16 protein-coding genes are annotated in these 18595 nt (G+C 34.3%); 4 read left to right on the top strand and 12 right to left on the bottom strand.

The window, feature by feature from the left end:
- Positions 1 to 18: 18 nt before the first annotated feature.
- Positions 19 to 954 carry a beta-ketoacyl-ACP synthase III gene (locus tag CD29_RS01330; RefSeq protein ID WP_036182004.1) on the bottom strand — a complete coding sequence of 312 codons (936 nt, stop codon included), beginning with the start codon at positions 952 to 954 and terminating at the stop codon, positions 19 to 21.
- Positions 955 to 1276: 322 nt separating this feature from the next.
- Between CD29_RS01330 and CD29_RS01335 the strand changes: the two genes are divergently transcribed.
- Positions 1277 to 1468, top strand: a complete 192-nt coding sequence (locus tag CD29_RS01335) for a YjzD family protein (RefSeq protein WP_036182006.1) — start codon at positions 1277 to 1279, stop codon at positions 1466 to 1468.
- 136 nt (positions 1469 to 1604) lie between these two features.
- Here the strand turns inward: CD29_RS01335 and CD29_RS01340 are convergent, their stop codons facing one another.
- Complete coding sequence (locus CD29_RS01340; protein WP_081976101.1) at positions 1605 to 3731, bottom strand: ATP-dependent Clp protease ATP-binding subunit; 2127 nt, start codon at positions 3729 to 3731, stop codon at positions 1605 to 1607.
- Positions 3732 to 3979: 248 nt separating this feature from the next.
- Here CD29_RS01340 and CD29_RS01345 point away from each other — a divergent pair, with 248 nt between their 5' ends.
- Positions 3980 to 4675: a Crp/Fnr family transcriptional regulator gene (locus tag CD29_RS01345; RefSeq protein WP_235801758.1), complete on the top strand. Its 696-nt coding sequence runs from the start codon at positions 3980 to 3982 to the stop codon at positions 4673 to 4675.
- 104 nt (positions 4676 to 4779) lie between these two features.
- On the opposite strand, the gene CD29_RS01350 is transcribed toward CD29_RS01345, so the two are convergent.
- A complete protein-coding gene (locus CD29_RS01350; protein ID WP_036182008.1) occupies positions 4780 to 5094 on the bottom strand; it encodes a metal-sulfur cluster assembly factor in 315 nt (104 codons plus the stop codon).
- A gap of 236 nt (positions 5095 to 5330) precedes the next feature.
- On the opposite strand from CD29_RS01350, the gene CD29_RS01355 reads away from it, so the two are divergent.
- On the top strand, positions 5331 to 6140 hold the full coding sequence (locus tag CD29_RS01355; RefSeq protein ID WP_036182010.1) for a Cof-type HAD-IIB family hydrolase: 810 nt from the start codon (positions 5331 to 5333) through the stop codon (positions 6138 to 6140).
- A gap of 99 nt (positions 6141 to 6239) precedes the next feature.
- On the top strand, positions 6240 to 7091 hold the full coding sequence (locus CD29_RS01360) for a DegV family protein (protein ID WP_036182012.1): 852 nt from the start codon (positions 6240 to 6242) through the stop codon (positions 7089 to 7091).
- 157 nt (positions 7092 to 7248) lie between these two features.
- Here CD29_RS01360 and CD29_RS01365 read toward each other — a convergent pair whose 3' ends face one another.
- From CD29_RS01365 to CD29_RS01405, 9 genes are all read right to left on the bottom strand, one after another.
- Complete coding sequence (locus CD29_RS01365; protein ID WP_036182014.1) at positions 7249 to 9087, bottom strand: oligopeptide ABC transporter substrate-binding protein; 1839 nt, start codon at positions 9085 to 9087, stop codon at positions 7249 to 7251.
- Positions 9088 to 9208: 121 nt separating this feature from the next.
- Positions 9209 to 10114: an ABC transporter permease gene (locus tag CD29_RS01370; RefSeq protein WP_036182015.1), complete on the bottom strand. Its 906-nt coding sequence runs from the start codon at positions 10112 to 10114 to the stop codon at positions 9209 to 9211.
- Positions 10115 to 10144: 30 nt separating this feature from the next.
- On the bottom strand, positions 10145 to 11107 hold the full coding sequence (gene opp4B / locus CD29_RS01375) for an oligopeptide ABC transporter permease (protein WP_036182016.1): 963 nt from the start codon (positions 11105 to 11107) through the stop codon (positions 10145 to 10147).
- Position 11108: 1 nt separating this feature from the next.
- On the bottom strand, positions 11109 to 12056 hold the full coding sequence (locus CD29_RS01380; protein ID WP_036182017.1) for an ATP-binding cassette domain-containing protein: 948 nt from the start codon (positions 12054 to 12056) through the stop codon (positions 11109 to 11111).
- Positions 12037 to 13062, bottom strand: a complete 1026-nt coding sequence (locus CD29_RS01385; protein ID WP_036182018.1) for an ABC transporter ATP-binding protein — start codon at positions 13060 to 13062, stop codon at positions 12037 to 12039. Before CD29_RS01385 ends, CD29_RS01380 begins: the two co-directional genes overlap by 20 nt.
- Before the next feature lie 376 nt (positions 13063 to 13438).
- Positions 13439 to 14896 (bottom strand): alpha-amylase family glycosyl hydrolase, encoded by a 1458-nt coding sequence (locus CD29_RS01390; RefSeq protein ID WP_036182019.1) that lies wholly within the window; start codon positions 14894 to 14896, stop codon positions 13439 to 13441.
- Positions 14897 to 15891: 995 nt separating this feature from the next.
- Positions 15892 to 16254: a YisL family protein gene (locus CD29_RS01395; RefSeq protein ID WP_036182020.1), complete on the bottom strand. Its 363-nt coding sequence runs from the start codon at positions 16252 to 16254 to the stop codon at positions 15892 to 15894.
- Positions 16255 to 16350: 96 nt separating this feature from the next.
- Positions 16351 to 17253, bottom strand: a complete 903-nt coding sequence (locus CD29_RS01400; RefSeq protein WP_036182021.1) for a fumarylacetoacetate hydrolase family protein — start codon at positions 17251 to 17253, stop codon at positions 16351 to 16353.
- Positions 17254 to 17420: 167 nt separating this feature from the next.
- Positions 17421 to 18584 (bottom strand): DUF418 domain-containing protein, encoded by a 1164-nt coding sequence (locus tag CD29_RS01405; RefSeq protein WP_036182023.1) that lies wholly within the window; start codon positions 18582 to 18584, stop codon positions 17421 to 17423.
- Between the last annotated feature and the right edge of the window lie 11 nt (positions 18585 to 18595).

An 18595-nucleotide genomic window follows, 5' to 3' on the forward strand; every position in this document is an offset into this window, starting at 1 on the left:
TGATTCTATGAAATCAATTTATTTACCCCATTTGATTACTGCAGCACCCCAAGTTAAGCCGCCGCCGAAACCAACTAAAACTACTATATCATCATCTTTAATATTACCAGATTCAATTTCATCTGTTAAAGCAATACCAATTGAAGCAGATGATGTATTCCCGTATTTGTGAATATGTTTAGATAGTTTTTCTTCAGGTAAATCTAAACGTTCACGAGAAGCCTCCATAATACGTATATTCGCTTGATGTGGAACTAAGAAGTCAACATCTTCTTTTGTTAACCCTGCTTTTTCAAGGACAGATACTGCGGATTCACCCATTTGGCGAACTGCAAATTTGAAAACTTCACGGCCATTCATTGAAATGAAGTTTTGTTCATTTGTCGATAAATGTTTACCACCAGTACCATCTGCACCTAATTCGAATGCTAAAATTCCACGACCTTCTGAAACTTTTCCAATTACTGCTGCAGTTGCTCCATCACCGAATAATACTGCAGTGTTGCGATCTTTCCAATCAGTTATTTTGGATAGTTTTTCAGCACCGACGATTAATACATAATCATACGCACCACTTTCAACAAATTGTTTCGCAGTAGCAAGTGCATAAATGAAACCAGAACAAGCAGCAGAAATATCCATTGCTGCAGCATTTGTAGCATCTAATTTTTCTTGGATTTGACATGCAATCGTTGGAAAAGCTTGATCTGGTGTAACTGTCGCAACTAAGATCAATCCAAGTTGACTTGGAGAGATTTGGGCATTTTCTAATGCTTGAAGGGCAGCTTTATACGCTAAATCAGACGTTTCTTCCCCTTCTGCAATTCTTCTTTCTTGAATACCAGTTCTTGTTCGAATCCATTCATCATTTGTATCTAAAACTTTTTCTAAGTCAAAATTTGTAACCACTTTTTCAGGAACATATTTACCTAAACCAATAATCCCTGCGTTCATATTCTTTCCCCCTCATATAGTCAAAACATTAAACAGGTGTAAAGAACAACAATCAGTAGAAATAACTCCACATTGAAGTTCCCTTCACTTTATGACTAACATTTAGTACTTGGTCTTAATTATAGCTCACATTTTTATAGCCGACAATAGTAATCTTTGTCATAATATGAAAACGTGTTGTTATTTTTTTAAAACATGTGGTATGATATTTTAGGGTAGAAAAGCATTACTTATTTAAAGTTTATTAAGTTAATGTATTTTCTTTCGCGGATTTATAAAAAATATAAAAAACTATTTAAAAAGTTCGTTAGAGGTGAAATCGATGCAATATATCGCAACATTCTTCTGGTCTTTCTTGCTAGTGACAATGTTAAACTATGTAGTAAGTTCAGTATTAGGTGTAAACTTTGATTTCGTTACTGGAGCTATAATCTCACTAATCTTCTCAGTATTAGTATTAATCGTAACAGCGATTATTCCAAATGAGCCAACTCCAGAAGCTGAACATCATTAATCGTTACCTAATAGCTAAAAGATTTTCGCGACCTGTCCTTTTACTAAGTTGATGGACAGGTTTTTTGTATCGAATTACTTTATAACAAAAATAAATCCAGCTTCGTTTTTTATCAACCAAGCTGGATATTTTTATATTATTTTCTTACTTTTAGCTCATCCTTTTCAACTGATACAAAAAGTTTTTCTCCAGGAATTACTTCCCCTTTTAGAAGTTCCTTCGCAACAAGGGTCTCTAAATTTCGTTGGATAAACCGTTTTAGTGGTCTTGCACCAAATTGAGGATCTACTCCTTGTTCTACAACCCAGTTTACAACTGATTCGTCTACTAATAGTGTTATGTCTTGTTCTGCTACACGTGTTTGTAATTGCTTTATATACTTCCATGCTATGGCAGTAAAATGATCAGCATTTAATGCATGGAACATAACAATATCATCGACACGATTTAATAACTCAGGTTTAAAGTGGAGCCTTAATTCAGACATAACCATTTCATTGGAGTCATCACTTGCTGGATCTTGCTCTAATAGATATTGCGATCCAATGTTAGATGTCATTATTACAACTGTATTCGTGAAATTTACAAGTCTTCCTTGACTATCTGTAATACGTCCATCATCTAAAATTTGCAATAAAATATTTGCTACATCAGGATGGGCTTTTTCAATTTCATCCAATAAAATAACGGAATATGGATTTCTTCTAACAGCTTCAGTTAATTGGCCACCTTCTTCATAACCAACATATCCTGGTGGTGCTCCGACTAATCGAGAAACGCTATGTTTTTCCATGTACTCACTCATATCAATTCGAATGAAATGGTCTTCAGAATCGAATAATTGTGCTGCTAGAGCTTTCGCAAGTTCCGTTTTCCCTACTCCAGTTGGCCCTAAGAAAATGAAAGAACCTATTGGGCGATTTGGATCTTGTATTCCAGCACGCGCACGCCAAACAGCTTCGGTAACAAGTTTAACAGCCATATCTTGACCTACTACCCGTTCATGAAGGGTATCTTTTAACCTCAATAATTTCTCTCTTTCACCTTCAACAAGTTTAGTAACAGGGATTCCTGTCCATCTTGAGATAATTGAAGCAATCTCATCGGCAGTTACTTCTTCACGTAAAATTCTTGTCTCAGATTCAATTTTCAGATTTTCCTCTAATTTTACTAATTCCTTTTCTATAGCTGGAATTTTTCCATGACGGAGTTCTGCTGCTTTATTTAAATCATACTTACTCTCAGCATCTTCTAATTCGCGTCTAAAACGATTGAGTTGCTCCCGTTTTTGTTGAATCATTTGTAACCCTTGTTTTTCCTCGTCCCACTGCTGTTTCATTTTTTCATGAGATTTTTTTAAAGATAGTAATTCTTCTTTTAATGTGTCTAAACGTTTTTTGCTCGCTTCATCCTTTTCCTTCGTTAAAGCTTGTTCTTCGATTTCTAATTGCATGACACGTCTTGTCACTGTATCTAATTCCTGAGGCATTGAATCGATTTCTGTACGGATCATAGCACACGCTTCATCGATTAAGTCAATCGCTTTATCAGGTAAAAAGCGATCAGTAATATAACGATTAGACAATTCACTTGCTGCAATAATTGCACGGTCATGTATACGAACTCCATGATGTAATTCAAAACGCTCTTTTAATCCACGTAGTATTGAGACAGTATCTTCAATTGAAGGTTCACGAACTAAAACTTGCTGGAATCTTCGTTCTAATGCAGGATCTTTTTCAATATACAGACGATATTCATCCAATGTTGTAGCTCCTATACAGTGCAATTCACCACGAGCCAACATCGGTTTCAACATATTCCCTGCATCCATTGCCCCATCTGATTTACCCGCACCGACAATAGTGTGAATCTCATCGATAAATAAAATGATGCGCCCCTCTGCTTCTTTTACTTCTTTTAATACACCTTTTAAACGTTCCTCAAATTGCCCACGATAGCTTGCACCAGCAATCAATGCACTCATATCTAATTCATAGAGCACGCAATCCTTTAGCCCCTCTGGTACATCTTTTCGTACGATTCGTTGGGCTAACCCTTCAACGATCGCTGTTTTCCCTACGCCAGGTTCACCAATTAGAACAGGATTATTTTTCGTTTTTCGTGATAATATACGAATAACATTACGAATTTCTTCATCCCGTCCAATGACAGGATCCATTTTCCCATTTTTTACTTCATCAATTAAGTTCCGCCCGAATTTTTCTAAAGGATTACGATCATCTTGTTGTTGAAATTGCATTATTTTCACCTCAACAGTTTATGTTATTTAAATAGTTTGACCTTTATTGACCATTTTTATTATAAGATGATTTGTAAAGATTTGCAAAAAATACTCCCAAAAATTTCACAATTGAAATTAACTGGAGTATGTTATTATTTAAATGAAGTATTTTAAATATATATTTTACATGGAGTCTATTTAATATTTACATTTCCAATGTATTATTAATATCTACACTTAAACTTTTTAAGGAAGTGATGCATTTGGTGGTATTAAATCATACATCATCAATGAATTTCCATACTCTATTTGAAGAACACGGGCAGCTATTGAAGTTTGATAAAGGAATTCAGATTTTTCAAGAAGGCGAAACAGCCGATGATATATATTTAGTAAAACACGGAAAAATCCAAATTAGTAAAGAATCTGAAATGGGTAAAGAGTTAACTCTTCGTATTTGCGGTCGAGGCAGTATTTTAGGTGAGACTACGTTATTTAATAAGGAAATTATCCACTCCACATCAGCAATAGCTTTAACTGGCTCGGAAGTATATCTACTAAGTAAAAGCGCACTAGAATTGTTATTAACAGAACAACCAGCACTCTTGATTGAGTATTTAAAATGGCTACAAAACGAAAATATTAAAAATCAAAGTTTAATTCGCGATTTAGTAATGAATGGTAAAAAAGGAGCTTTATACTCTACGCTCATTCGATTATCAAACACTTATGGTGAAACAATTACTGATAATGTAGTTTATATAAATTTCAACTTAACGAATACCGAAATCGCCAACCTTTGTTCAACGAGTCGCGAAATGATCAATCGGATGTTAAACGAATTACGGAAACAAAAGATTATTACATTAGATAAAGGTTTTATAACTATAAACGATTTGCAATTTTTAAAAGATGAAATTTGCTGTGAAAACTGTCCTTCTTCAATTTGTAGAATTGATTAAAAAAACCGTCTCAGTTTAATTGAGACGGTTTTTTAGTAGATTTAGCATTTTTTAATAGTTAACTTATAATTCGAAATTACTTCGAATTAATAAAAAATCGATTTTTATCGAATGCCTAAAGCCATTTTTGCATATCTTGACATCATATCCTTATTCCAAACAGGTTGCCAAACGATATTAACATCCACTTTTTTAATCTCTGGAAGTTCGCTCAATGCAGTATTTACCTGATCTACAATCACTGGACCTAAAGGACAACCCATTGAAGTAAGTGTCATAGTAACGGTACAAGTACCTTCCTCATCTAAATCTACTTTATATACTAAACCTAAGTTTACAATATCGATTCCTAACTCAGGGTCAATTACATTTTCTAATGCACCTAAAATACTCTCTTGCATTTCTTCACTTACTGCCATGATTGTTTCCCCTTTCATCACACATTAATTTGTCTCTAATTAAAATATACATTAATTGATAATCATTTTCAAAGTTCCTGAACTTTTTCAATCTGTTAATAGTAATATTATATTCAAGACGTGCATAATATATCTGTCCAATATACTAAAAAATATACTGTTACAGCTCAATACTTTGACTGTAAATTCCATTTCGACATAAAATATATTCATGTAAGAGAAAGGAGTTTTCCTTTATGGAAAGACATTTAATTGTTTTAGACTTAGACGGTACATTATTAACAGATCAAAAGACAATTTCAGAAAAAACGAAACAAACTTTAATGAAAGCAAAAGAAGCTGGCCATCAGGTAATGATTGCAACAGGAAGACCATTTAGAGCAAGCTCTCTCTATTATGAAGAATTAATGTTAACAACACCGATTGTTAATTTTAACGGTGCTCTTGTACACCACCCTAAAAATCGCTCATGGCAAATAAAACATTCCCCTATGGATCTAAGTGTTGTATATGACGTAGTTGATTCAGTTGATAAATATCAATATCAAAACCTAATTGCAGAGGTTATGGATGATGTATATATCCATGCAGAAGATAAAACTTTTATGGATATATTTAACATGGGCGACCCAAATGTGTTAATTGGTAACCTTAGAGGAAATTTAAATGAAGACCCAACCAGTTTATTAATACATGCAACAGAGGAAAATGTACCAACAATTAGAAGGCATTTAGAAGATGTACACGCTGAACTAATTGACCATAGACGATGGGGTGCGCCTTTTCACATTATTGAAATCGTAAGAAAAGGCTTAAATAAGGCTGTTGGAATCTCTCATGTAGCAAAAGAAATGGGTATCCCAAGAGACCGAATTATTGCCTTCGGTGATGAAGATAATGATTTAGAAATGATAGATTATGCTGGGATTGGCGTTGCGATGTCAAACGGAATTGACCAATTAAAAAGCATCGCAAATGAAATCACCTTAAGCAATAACGAGGATGGAATAGCGAAAATATTAATTGAACGATTAAAATTGAAATAAAACCGATTGTGGTAAATAATAGAATTACTATTAAATAAATCATCCTAGAATCTCAAATAATAGATTTACAAATGATTGTAATAGTAAGGGGGAAAATAAATGAAAATATTTGCAGACAGTGCTTGTGATTTACCAAAAGAGTTTTTGGAAGAAAATAATGTAGAACTATTTACACTTCGTGTACATTTAAATGACGCTGAATATCAAGATATCGATCCTAAAGAAGTATACGATGCTATGCGTCAAGGGGCTGTACCGAAAACTTCTCAAGTATCACCTGAAGAATTTTTAGTTGCATTTGAACAATTAGCTAAAAATAATGAAGAAGGTATCTATATTGCATTTTCTTCCAATTTATCTGGAACTTATAACACAGCAGTCATGATCGCTACTCAATTGAAAGAACAGTATCCTAATTTCAATTTAAAAATTGTAGATACAAAATGCGCTTCTCTAGGATATGGATTGGTCGTTAAAGAAGCTGTAGCACTTAGAAATAGCGGCTTAAGTTTAGATGAACTGACATCACGTACCGAAACAATAGCAAGCCATATGACTCAACTGTTTACAGTAGAAAAACTTGATTATCTAGCTGCAGGCGGTCGTATTTCAAAATCAAGTGCATTTATTGGTGGATTACTAAGTATTAAACCAATATTGCATGTTGAAGATGGAAAGTTGATTCCACTTGAAAAAATTCGTGGACGTAAAAAGGCCATTCAGCGAATTATAGACATAATGGTAGAACGAGGCGGAGACTTCTCCAACAAAACAGTTGGAATCAGCCACGGCGATGATTTAGAGTTTGCAGAAGAAGTGAAATCTTTAATATCAGTGAAATTAAATCCCAAATCATTTGACATTACTTTAATTGGGGCTGTAATTGGGGCCCACGCTGGTCCAGGAACGATTGCAATCTTCTTTACGGATAAAGACTACAATCCACAATAATATCGTGTTAAAAAGCGTCTAAATCATTTTAGACGCTTTTTAGTTCAACAGTTTTAAATATATTAACTAAAATTGAAAATACCAATATATAATTACAAAAAAGAGACTGTCATGAAAGGTTACCTTTCTAGACAGTCTCTTAATCTTTTAATAACTATTATTTAACTGGGTTTTCAGAAACTAACTCAATTTCATGTAATTCAGTTGGCTCTGAATAGTCAATGCTATAGTTTTTCACACGTTTGTTAACTGGAACGATTTCATAACGGAATTGCATTGGAATTGTTGTTGCCATTTCTTCGATATGCTCTTGGAATGCTTTGAATTGCTCTGCACGCCACTCAGCATCGAATGCTTGTGGTGAGTCAATACCAACTACATATCCTTCTAACTCGTCAGAAGTGTAACGGCTGAAGTTGTATTGGTCAGCTGCACCGTATAATCCTGATGGAGATGGGTTAGTACCTGTACCCCATGCACCCATAAAGATATCGATTTCTGGATCGTCAGCTTGAACTTTGTCATAGAATGAGTTGAACTCGATTAAACGACCTGTAGTTAAAGTTACGTTTAAGCCAACATCTTTCCAGTTTTGTAAGTAGTAAGAAATAATATCTTCTTGTGTAGCGTCACCTGACATTGCAGCAAGTCTAATTTCTAATTTTTCACCATTTGGATCTTCACGTAAACCGTCACCATCAACGTCTACATAACCAGCTTCGTCTAAGATAGACATAGCTTTATCTGGATCATAAGTGTATCCTTTTAATTCAGCATTGTAGAATGACTCAAATACTGGTGGAATTAAAGAGTTTGCACGTTCACGTAAGTTGTTATAGTAAATTTCAGATACTGCTTCAATATCTAAAGCATAACCTAAAGCTTGACGTAATTTAACGTCACCCATTTTTGAACCTTCGAAGTCAGTTACTACTTTGCTATTTTCATAGTCGTATTTACCAACTTTGAAACCTAAATAAGAGTAGTAAAGCTCTGGACGGCCAAGAATTGTAATATTTTCATAGTTTTCAATTTCTGGCATTTTTGTTGCGTTGAATGATGATACGATATCATATTCACCAGAACCAATCGCAACTGAAATTGAGCTAGATGGTACAACTTGAACGATTACGCCATCAAGTTTAGGCTCACCTTTCCAGTAGTGTTCGTTTTTCACGAATTGTACTGATTCACCTGGTACGATTTTATCGAATTTAAATGCACCTAAAGTAACTGGGTTTTTACGTACTGCATCATTTTCAACTAACTCAGCAACTGGAATGTCACCAATTTGGTGAGCTGGAGCTGCATAAGTCCATAGACCATCTCCACCATAGAAGATCGATGGTGATAATGTTTTGAAGCTAATTTCTAAAGTAGTTTCATCAAGTTTCTTTAAACCTGAAATTGTATCAGCTGTACCAGCGTTATACTCTTCAGCACCAATGATGTTTTTGAATTGAGTATCGTAACGTACACCTGTGTAGTCTTTATGACCAATAATTAAGTATGGAAGCATAACGTCTTCGATTGTTAATGGGTTTCCATCAGACCATTTTACGCCTTCACGGATTTTAACTAATACTTTGTTGTTATCTTGGTCAACTTCTAACGTAGCAATACCTTCATCAGAAAGCATGAAGTTACCATCAGCTTCGAATAATGAGTTAGAAGCATATGCCATAATATCAGCATCATAAGCATCTTCATATAACTCAGCTAAGAAGATACCTGCAAATGGCTCATCTTTTACCATAGCTACTTTCAGCATTCCGCCACTAATAGCATCTCCGTCATGTGTAACTGCTAAATCAAATAGTGCATCTGAAGCAGTATCCGTTTCTTCAGGAGTTTCTGTTGTTTCTGTTGTTGTTTCTGAGTCTGCAGGTTTCTCTGTAGTGTCTGCAGGTTTTTCTGTGTTACCACCGCTACAAGCTGCTAAAGCTAATACAAGAGCGAATAATAACGCTAATAGAGACCAACGTTGTTTCTTCATTATAATCCTCCTTTTGTGTATAACGTTGGGATTTGTACCAAAATTCCCAACTATATCTAAACATATTTACCATTTCGATAAATATGATGGTACCAAATACCTTTTTTCTTCCAAATTTACTTTAACCTAAACGCTGTCTTGCATCTGCCGCACGTCTAAATGCTTGACCAACGAAGTTAATTGCTAACATCATGATCAAAATAAATAATGCAGCTGGTAGCCAACACCACCAATATTGTTGAAGTATTAGAGGGTTATTCGCATAACTAACTAATGTTCCTAAAGATGGTGTAGATGGTGGTAACCCAAACCCTAAGTAAGATAAAACAGTTTCGATCCCTATATTTCCAGCAAAATTTAATGTCGTTTCAACAATTAGAATCGAACTTAAGTTGGGCATAATTTCTCGGAAAATGATAATAAAATCATTTGTTCCAAGAGTTTTAGATGCATTTACATAATCTCGTTTACCCTCACTTAGCGCCTTTGATCGGACTAACCTCGCAATACCCGGCCATGCGAATAAACTTATTATCAATACAAGATCATATTGTGAATATTTAGGAATAATCGTAACAAAAACAATGATTAACATTAAAGATGGTATTGTGATGAAGAAGTCTATAATTCTCATAATAATATTGTCAATCCAGCCACCAAAATACCCACAAATTAAACCAACAATAATCCCGAAAATACTTGTAATAATAGTAACGCCAATCGCGATTTCTAGAGAGTTTTTAGCACCAATGACTAGTTGGCCAAAAATATCTCGACCCCCTTGGTCCGCCCCTAACAGAAATTTCTCTCCTGGCGCAGCATACTTATCTCGTAAACTAACTCGCATAATTTCATCGACGTTTATGAAAAGATAAGCCATGATAAATACGTAAGCAGTAACTAGAATAATCCCAATAAGGGAAACTAATGCAAGTTTGTCTTTAATAAACTCTCGGAAAATTACCTGGAATCCTGTTGGTGGAGAACTTGCAATATTGGAATTTTTATCATTTGAAACACTAACCATTAATTCTCCCTCCTTAACTCATATAAGTGTCTATTCAATTCTTATCCGTGGGTCAACGATGCTCATAATAATATCGGATAAGAGACTACCTAATAGCGCTAAGAAGCCATATAACATTACAAGTGCTGTAATGACACTATAATCTCTTGAAAGAATGGCGTTTATAAACAATTGACCCATTCCAGGATATCCAAATATTGTTTCAATAATGATTGAACCACCTAGTAATCCAGTAATTGTAAAGCCTAAAAATGCTGCAATTGGAAGTAAAGAGTTTCTGAAAATATGTTTTGAATACACTTTTCTCATAGGAATACCTTTACTTCTAGCCGTTCTAACATAATCCAATGATTTTGCATCTATGATTTCAGAACGTAAATATTGAATAACCCCAGTAGTACCTAATACTGCAAATGTAGATGCAGGTAAAATTAAATGATAAATTTTATCCCAATACCAAGCTAGAGTACCTGGATCTAGCCCTACACTTACACTACCAACTGTTGGGAACCAGCGTAATGTATACCCAAATAGATATAAGAATAATAAACCTAATACGAATGTAGGAATTGCATATGATATAAAACTATACAGTACAATTGACTTATCTAGTTTTGAGTTATTATATCGACCTGCCAATATTCCTAAAGGTATTGCAATTGAATATAATAAAATCACACTTAATAATGATAACCAAAGTGTATTTGTTGCTTTTTCCCCAATTAGGTCTCCCACACTACGTTGAAAAGTATAACTTTTACCTAGTTCACCTTGAACCAAATTTCCTACCCATCTTACATATTGTTCGTACCAAGGATCGTTAAGCCCTGCCTTTTCACGAAGTTCTTCAATTCTAGCAGGGTCTGTCTCAGGTGTAATTGCCCCTGAATAAGGATCACCTGGCATAAATTGAGCTAATATAAAAACTAGTAAGCTCAGAACAAATAATTGTGGAATCATAATTACTACTCGTCTAACAACTGTTTTCCACATATTAGATGACCTCCTTTATAGTCGGAGATGCTGCTACAAAATGTGTTTCAGTAACTGGTACTAAATCAAATACTCGTCCTTTTTCGTCGAATGATAGATTATGCTCTTTTTGATAATGAGTTTCTACATTCACTCGTTCACGCTTACGCTCTATTCTTCCTATTGGTGATACTTCTGGAATAGCTGAAAGTAAACGTTTTGTGTAAATATGCTGTGGGTTTTCAAAGATTTCCTTCGTATTTCCAGTTTCAACAAAGCGTCCCTTATACATTATTGAAATATGCTCACACATATGCTTTACAACGCCCAAATCGTGAGAGATAAATAAGTAAGTTAAGCCGTACTCATTTTGAATGTCTTTCATAAAGTTTAAAACTTGTGCCTGTACTGATAAGTCAAGTGCTGACACTGGCTCATCAGCAATAATTACTTTTGGATTTGTTGCAATTGCCCTAGCAATTCCAAGGCGTTGTTTTTGTCCACCCGAGAATTCATGTGGATATTTTAACTTTGCATCCTCTGGCATCCCAACGATTGCAAGAAGTTCGTTTATTCTTTTTCGTTCTTCTTGTGGAGATAAGCTTAAAAAATTACGAATCGGCTCTGCTAAAATATCTTGAACACGCTTTCTTGGATTCATAGCAGAATGGGAATCTTGGAATATCATCTGAATATCTCGGTTATATGCCGATTTTCGATCACGGCGTTTGTTTGTTACATCTTCACCTTCATATATGATTTTTCCAGAAGTTATTTTTTCTAGTCCAATAATAGATTTACCAGTTGTTGACTTTCCACATCCAGATTCACCAACAAGCCCGTAAGCCTTTCCTTTTTCAAACTCCATACTGATTCCATCAACTGCATGTACATGGTCTATTACTCTATTAAAAAATCCACCACGTACTGGATAATGTACTTTTAAATTATCAATCTGCATAAACATGATGGCTACCCCCTATATCACTCTTGAAATGGAAATGTTTCCAACAAGTACATCTTACGAAATGACCTGGTGAAATTTCATGTAAAGTAGGGTTATCCTCATGCGCTTCTTCAGGTATCCAAGAAATCCTTGAAGAAAAACGACATCCTTCTCTTGGTAGGTTCGTCAGAGAAGGTACAATTCCTTCAATTACATTTAATCGAGTATTCTCCTGACTCATTTGTGGAATGGAATTAAATAAAGATCTTGTATATGGATGTTTTGGATTACTGAACAGTTCTTCAACTGGAGCTACTTCAATTATTTCCCCTGCATACATTACAGCTACACGATCCGCTATTTCAGCTACAACACCTAAATCGTGAGTGATTAATATAATTCCAGCACCTGTTTCGTTTTGTAAGTCAATTAATAAATCCAGAATTTGAGCTTGAATCGTTACATCAAGAGCAGTAGTTGGTTCATCCGCAATGATAATTTGCGGTTTACAAGAGATTGCAATGGCTATTATTACCCTCTGTCTCATCCCACCAGATAATTGGTGTGGGAATTGACGAGCTACACGTTCAGGATTATTAATCCCCACTTGATTTAACAGCTCAAGTACACGTTCTTTTCTTTGTTCTTTCGTTAACTTTGTATGATAAATCAAACTTTCTTCAATTTGATCTCCAATTCTCATTAGTGGATTTAATGCAGATAAAGGGTCTTGGAAAATCATACTGATATCTAAACCACGAACATCGTTTAGTTCTTCCTCTGTCATTTCTGCTAAATTTTTATTTTTGTATAGTATTTCTCCTTGAATACGCGTTTTGTTTCGATCAAGCAATCCAATGATTGATGTTGCTAACGTACTTTTTCCACAACCAGACTCACCTACGATTGCGAGAATTTCATTTTTGCGAAGTGATAAAGAAACATTGTCGACTGCATCGAAGTATGTATCTTTAATACGAAACCCAGTATGTAAGTTCTTAATTCTCAACAGCTCATCAGTTGTCTTCAAAAAATACTCCTCCTTCCAAACTATTATTTAAATTTTACAAATCTTTTAAATTTATAAAAATTATATTCAAGAAATTTACTTCTTGTCAATGTAAATTACGAGAATTTTTAAAATTTTCGTAAATTCGACAGAATTCGACACAAATATTACCAAAACTTTACATAAATATGATTACAATTAATTATATGTCTCGTTCTAATTTATTATTAAATTCACATTTTTTTGTATGAAATTTAATATTTTAAGAGAGTACCTTGTTTAAATTTCCCTTGTCAAATCTATGTTTATTGCGCTAGTGTAGTAAAGCATAAAATTACAAAAAAAGAGCTTCCTAAAGAGAAAAATCAATTTAGGTAGCTCTTTTAATGAAATTCATTTATTTATTATTTGCTGTTTTATTTCGTTTAGCTTTTCTCATAATTGCAACAATAAAAGCAATAAAAATTATATATACTAGGCCTAAAGCAGCTAGATATGCAACATTAATACCTCTCTCATCAATTACCTGAAAAATCTCTACGATTTCTCTGTCCAGTACGATTGGATATGTACCTTCATCATTTACACGGACAAGCTCTGATTCAAGCATTCCCTGAAGTTCCTTGCCCTCTCCAACCAAATCACCTGATATATCAATTCTTTGTGTCATACCGGTATTATTAATAACTACAATCCATTTTTCAGTGTCAGAAGATCGCATAAAAGTTAATAGACCATTTTCATTTTCTATTAATTTAAATTCTCCGTTTCGCAACGTGTCAGAACTATTTCTTAACGTTTGAACATTTTTAATATAGTCAACCAACTCTGAATCAGTTTTAAAATTGTAGATTTGATGCGATTCCGGACCAGCTTCACCATTCATTGCAATTTCTGTACCATATTGCATTACTGGAAGCCCTGGTAAAAGTAAAGTTGACGCTATAGATAGTTTTACCCTTGTTGGTGGGTGCGCTTCTACATCCATAATGAAGCGATCTGAGTTTGTATGGTCAACCATAAGTTGTGTAGGTTGTCCTTCTCCATTCATAAATGCCTCTAAATTTTTTAATTGTTGTGAGGAATCTTGGTCAACATTTTTATAAATTGAACGGTAAATTTGATACGTGTCATCAAAGTAACTAGCATCAAAATCAGCATCGCTTTGTTCGTTAGAGATGACATAAATAGAAGGATTCACTTCTTTTATAGCCGCAATTAATTCATTGATGAAATCAGTGTTAGCTCCATCTAAATTGGTTAATCTTACCCCACCAATATCGTAAGTAGAGGCAAATTCAACAACTGATTTTAGTAATGCTTGTTGCACATCTACATTCGATAAATCCCATTTTGCTTGTCCATCTGAAGTTTCTAGAACCCAGTTTGCTTTTGATGGGTCTTGAGCCCACTCATGGTTTTCACTCACAAAAGATATTGGGAAGTCAATCATCGTTTTAATCTTATTGTTGTTTAGTGTTGAAACTAATGTTTTAAATTCTTCTTCTGTACCAAATCGTGGTTCAAATCCTGTATAAGTTGTCACAAGGGAACCATCATATTGTTCTGTTGGGAAAACAGATCCTAAAGAAACGACAGTAAAGCCCATTTTAGTAATTTGGGAAAGTTGTTGTATGATCCCCACAAAATCTCCACCTGTAAAGTACGTTGGGTCTTGTGAGTTTGAATCTAGATCGTTTGCACTTGTGCCATTGAAATAACGATCGACTAATAAATCATATATACTTTCATCTGCAATTGTTCTTGTTTCCTCTGCACTCACTATTGGTGCAACTGATAAAGAGGCTGCAAGTACAGTCGCCGCAATGGTACTAATCCATTTTGTAATCTTCAAGAATATCCATCTCCTATCAAATATTGCTCGACACTTTTTTATATAATTTCTGAACAATATTAAATCCATCGTAATTTTACCAAACAATATAGTTAAAGTGCTATTATTTCCAAATAAATTGAGCATTTGCAAAAACAATTGCGACGAAAAGGTGACAAATGGTTGACTGATTAACAATACTGGTGGAGGACATCTCATCTTTAATTTCGCCTCGGATATGTACTTGAGATGTGGCATCAAAGACTTTTCAACTTCATTTTCGTTCGGAAATGTTCTTGAGAAGCGGGATCAAAGACATTTTTTCAGTTGGAAATGTCCTTGAGAGGTCGTATCAAGGACATTTCACCATGGTTTTCAGTCGGATATGTCCTTGAGAGGTCGTATCAAAGACATTTCACCATGATTTTCATTCGGAAATGTCCTTGAGAGGCGGGATCAAAGACATTTCACCATGGTTTTCAGTCGGATATGTCCTTGAGAGGCGGGATCAAAGACATTTCACCATGATTTTCATTCGGAAATGTCCTTGAGAAGCGAGATCAAAGACATTTCATGTTGATTTTTAGTCCCAATTTTCCCTAATCACATTCATGAATGACATTTTAACTGAGTTTCTACTTCCAAATGTTCTTCAGCACCCTGATGAACGACATTTCAACTGGATTTCTTCTTCCAAATGTCCTTAATCACCCTAATGAATGACATTTTAACTGGATTTCTTCTTCCAAATGTCTTTCATCACCCTTATGAACGACATTTTAACTGCGTTTCTACTTCCAAATGTCTTTCATCACCCTCATGAACGACATTTTAACTACGTTTCTACTTCCAAATGTCTTTCATCACCCTCATGAACGACATTTTAACTGCGTTTCTACTTCCAAATGTCCTTCATCATCCACCCTAACTCAAGATTATTGGCTACTCTTTAACCCAAGAAATCGCACCCAAAACATAAAAAAAAACGCAAAGTACATAGTACTTTGCGCAGATAATTAAAATAATTTCGCACCCATTGGTAATTTAAATCCATAGAATAAAGTTGCAAATAAGAATACAGCAAATAAAATCCAGAATATCATTGTTGGCTTATCTTTTGATTTACGAACAAGTACCATTTCCATCATACCAATCGTTAAGATTCCTAAAAGGAACTTGATACCATATTCCATACCCATACCATAACTCATTGTTTTATAGAACAGTGCGCCACCAGTAATAATAATTAAAATATAGAATAATCGTAAAACCATGTGAATCGCTTTTGAACTAGATGCTAGTGCTGCAACTAAAAATAATACGATTGCAATAACCCATGTAGCAATGTGTAAATGTGTTGAGTCAGTTAAAAAACTCATTGTTTCCCCACCTTTATTGTCATATCATTCATATCCTACCAGACTCAAGTTAGGGATTCAAATATAATAGTTTGTCTATATTATATAAAAGTTATGCTATTCAAAGCGGTTTACTAAAGTACCAATTCCCTCGATAGAAATCTTCACTTCATCACCAGCTCGTAAGAAAGTTGGTGGATTCATACCTTTCCCAACACCAGCAGGAGTACCTGTTAAAATAACATCACCAGGTTCTAATGTTACATATTGAGATAGTATTGAAATTAGATCTTCCACAGAGAACATCATGTCTTTTGTTGAACCGTTTTGACGTATTTCACCATTAACTTTTGTTACTACAGTTAGATTTTGTGGATTAGGAATTTCATCTTTTGTTACTAGATATGGACCCATAGGACAAGAGCCATCTAAAGATTTTCCTAAGAAAAACTGAATATGACGTTCTTGAAGGTCACGAGCTGTAATGTCATTTGCAATCGTATAGCCAAATATGTAGTCAATTGCTTGGTTTTTAGGAATATCCTTCCCTGACTTTCCAATGACAACAGCAAGTTCACCTTCATAATCCAATGCATTTGTTTTGTTTGCATGAATAGGTAATACTTGTTGGTCTGCAGCGATGGAAGTTGGAGCTTTTGTAAACACGACTAAGTTTTTCGGTGCTTCTTTTGCACCCATTTCTTTTGCATGTTCATTGTAATTTTTACCGATACAAATAACGTTTTTTGGCGTTCTTGGAATTGGTGATAACCATTCGATGGAAGAAAAGTCATATTTATATTGATTCTCTACACCTGACTCCTTAGCAGCTTCAATTAGTTGTCTAATTTTCTCAACAAAATCAAAGCCTATAGCGATTCCGCCGATAATATCTGATGGAAAAGAAGGGAAAACTTTCAAATCTTGTTGGATTTTTAATACATCCCACACTGCATCTTCTTTCTTAACTTTCGGTCCAAATTTAACTTCACCATTTAATTTAAAAGATAAAATCTTCATTTTAAATGCGCTCCTTATAGTTAATACTGCGTGAAGAATAGTAATAATATTATTAGATTAATAACATTTCCTTTTCTATCATGCAATTTGTAAATAATTTATTGATTAAACTGCTCAATAAATTTGATTCCATCATACATCAAACATTTTCAATTTGCCTACTATTTTTAAAATGTTTTCTGATAATTTATTTTCTTTACTACTGCTTCAAGCGGTCCTTGTTTAAATTTCATGAACCAAGTAAGAGCAAATATAATCTGTACTATAAAAATAGCTATGGCAATTAGGACACCCATTTGTACAGTTACACGACCATATAAACCAAAACCAAAGTCATAAAAAATAATCGAACAAATGATAGATTGCATAATATAAATAGTTAATGACATCCGCCCAACTTGTCCAATAGGACGCAAAATCTTTGGTAATAGTGGTAACATGCAAATACAAACAATTAATGCCATATACCCTAATGATAAAATTGGTCCGCCTATATAAACTTTTAAATATTCAAGTAAATAAGTTCTTTCAAATATATATGGCGCGCTTTTAATAAATAACCCTAGACCCATTCCTACAACAGCCAGTGTGATCCATAAGCCTATTAAATTTTTTGCCCTTTCAATTAAACGCCATTTTGCCAAGGCAGCCCCTATTAACATATACGGAAGAATTGTGAATAAAGCTGATAGCCACATTGCTGGGTTCATTTGAACAGATAGATCATTCAATCTCTGATTAAATGCATCAAACCAGTTTCCAATTCCGTAAGCAGTAATAGCATTTTCAACCATTACAATATCAACTGACATCGCTTCGTAAACTTTATTTGCTATTCCAGCCATACCATAAACACTTAAAATTAAAAAGTGCATTAATCCGAAAATCACTAATCCAAACGTAAGAATCATTTTAGGACTAAAAGGAATAAATAATAGTAGAAAAACACCACAAAATGCATACATTGCCAAAATATCGCCCCACCAAATAAAGAGGGCATGAATCATTCCTAAAACAAATAGAATAATCATTCTTTTTCTTGCAAATGAATAGAACCGAATACCTGTATTCTCTGCTTTTACATATTGCATAGCAATACCATATCCAAACAACATTGAAAACAATGGATAGAAACTACTTTGAACATAGATATCCAATGTTTGAAGCCAAATAATATCCATAGCTTCTCTAAACCAGTCTTGCAAGTCAATATGTGGCATTGGCAAATAGAACCCAAACATGTTAACAAGTAAAATTCCTAATAAACTAAAGCCTCTTATTATATCTAATGAATCGATTCGCTCATTTAATGTAGTTGGTTTAAAATCCACAATTCGACCCC

Source organism: Ureibacillus manganicus DSM 26584 (assembly GCF_000772945.1).
Classification (GTDB): domain Bacteria; phylum Bacillota; class Bacilli; order Bacillales_A; family Planococcaceae; genus Ureibacillus; species Ureibacillus manganicus.

Coding starts and splice junctions, on each gene's coding strand:
- CD29_RS01330 (WP_036182004.1), bottom strand. CDS start 954: ATGAACGCAGGGATTATTGGTTTAGGTAAATATGTTCCTGAAAAAGTG.
- CD29_RS01335 (WP_036182006.1), top strand. CDS start 1,277: ATGCAATATATCGCAACATTCTTCTGGTCTTTCTTGCTAGTGACAATG.
- CD29_RS01340 (WP_081976101.1), bottom strand. CDS start 3,731: ATGCAATTTCAACAACAAGATGATCGTAATCCTTTAGAAAAATTCGGG.
- CD29_RS01350 (WP_036182008.1), bottom strand. CDS start 5,094: ATGGCAGTAAGTGAAGAAATGCAAGAGAGTATTTTAGGTGCATTAGAA.
- CD29_RS01355 (WP_036182010.1), top strand. CDS start 5,331: ATGGAAAGACATTTAATTGTTTTAGACTTAGACGGTACATTATTAACA.
- CD29_RS01360 (WP_036182012.1), top strand. CDS start 6,240: ATGAAAATATTTGCAGACAGTGCTTGTGATTTACCAAAAGAGTTTTTG.
- CD29_RS01365 (WP_036182014.1), bottom strand. CDS start 9,087: ATGAAGAAACAACGTTGGTCTCTATTAGCGTTATTATTCGCTCTTGTA.
- CD29_RS01370 (WP_036182015.1), bottom strand. CDS start 10,114: ATGGTTAGTGTTTCAAATGATAAAAATTCCAATATTGCAAGTTCTCCA.
- opp4B (WP_036182016.1), bottom strand. CDS start 11,107: ATGTGGAAAACAGTTGTTAGACGAGTAGTAATTATGATTCCACAATTA.
- CD29_RS01395 (WP_036182020.1), bottom strand. CDS start 16,254: ATGAGTTTTTTAACTGACTCAACACATTTACACATTGCTACATGGGTT.
- CD29_RS01400 (WP_036182021.1), bottom strand. CDS start 17,253: ATGAAGATTTTATCTTTTAAATTAAATGGTGAAGTTAAATTTGGACCG.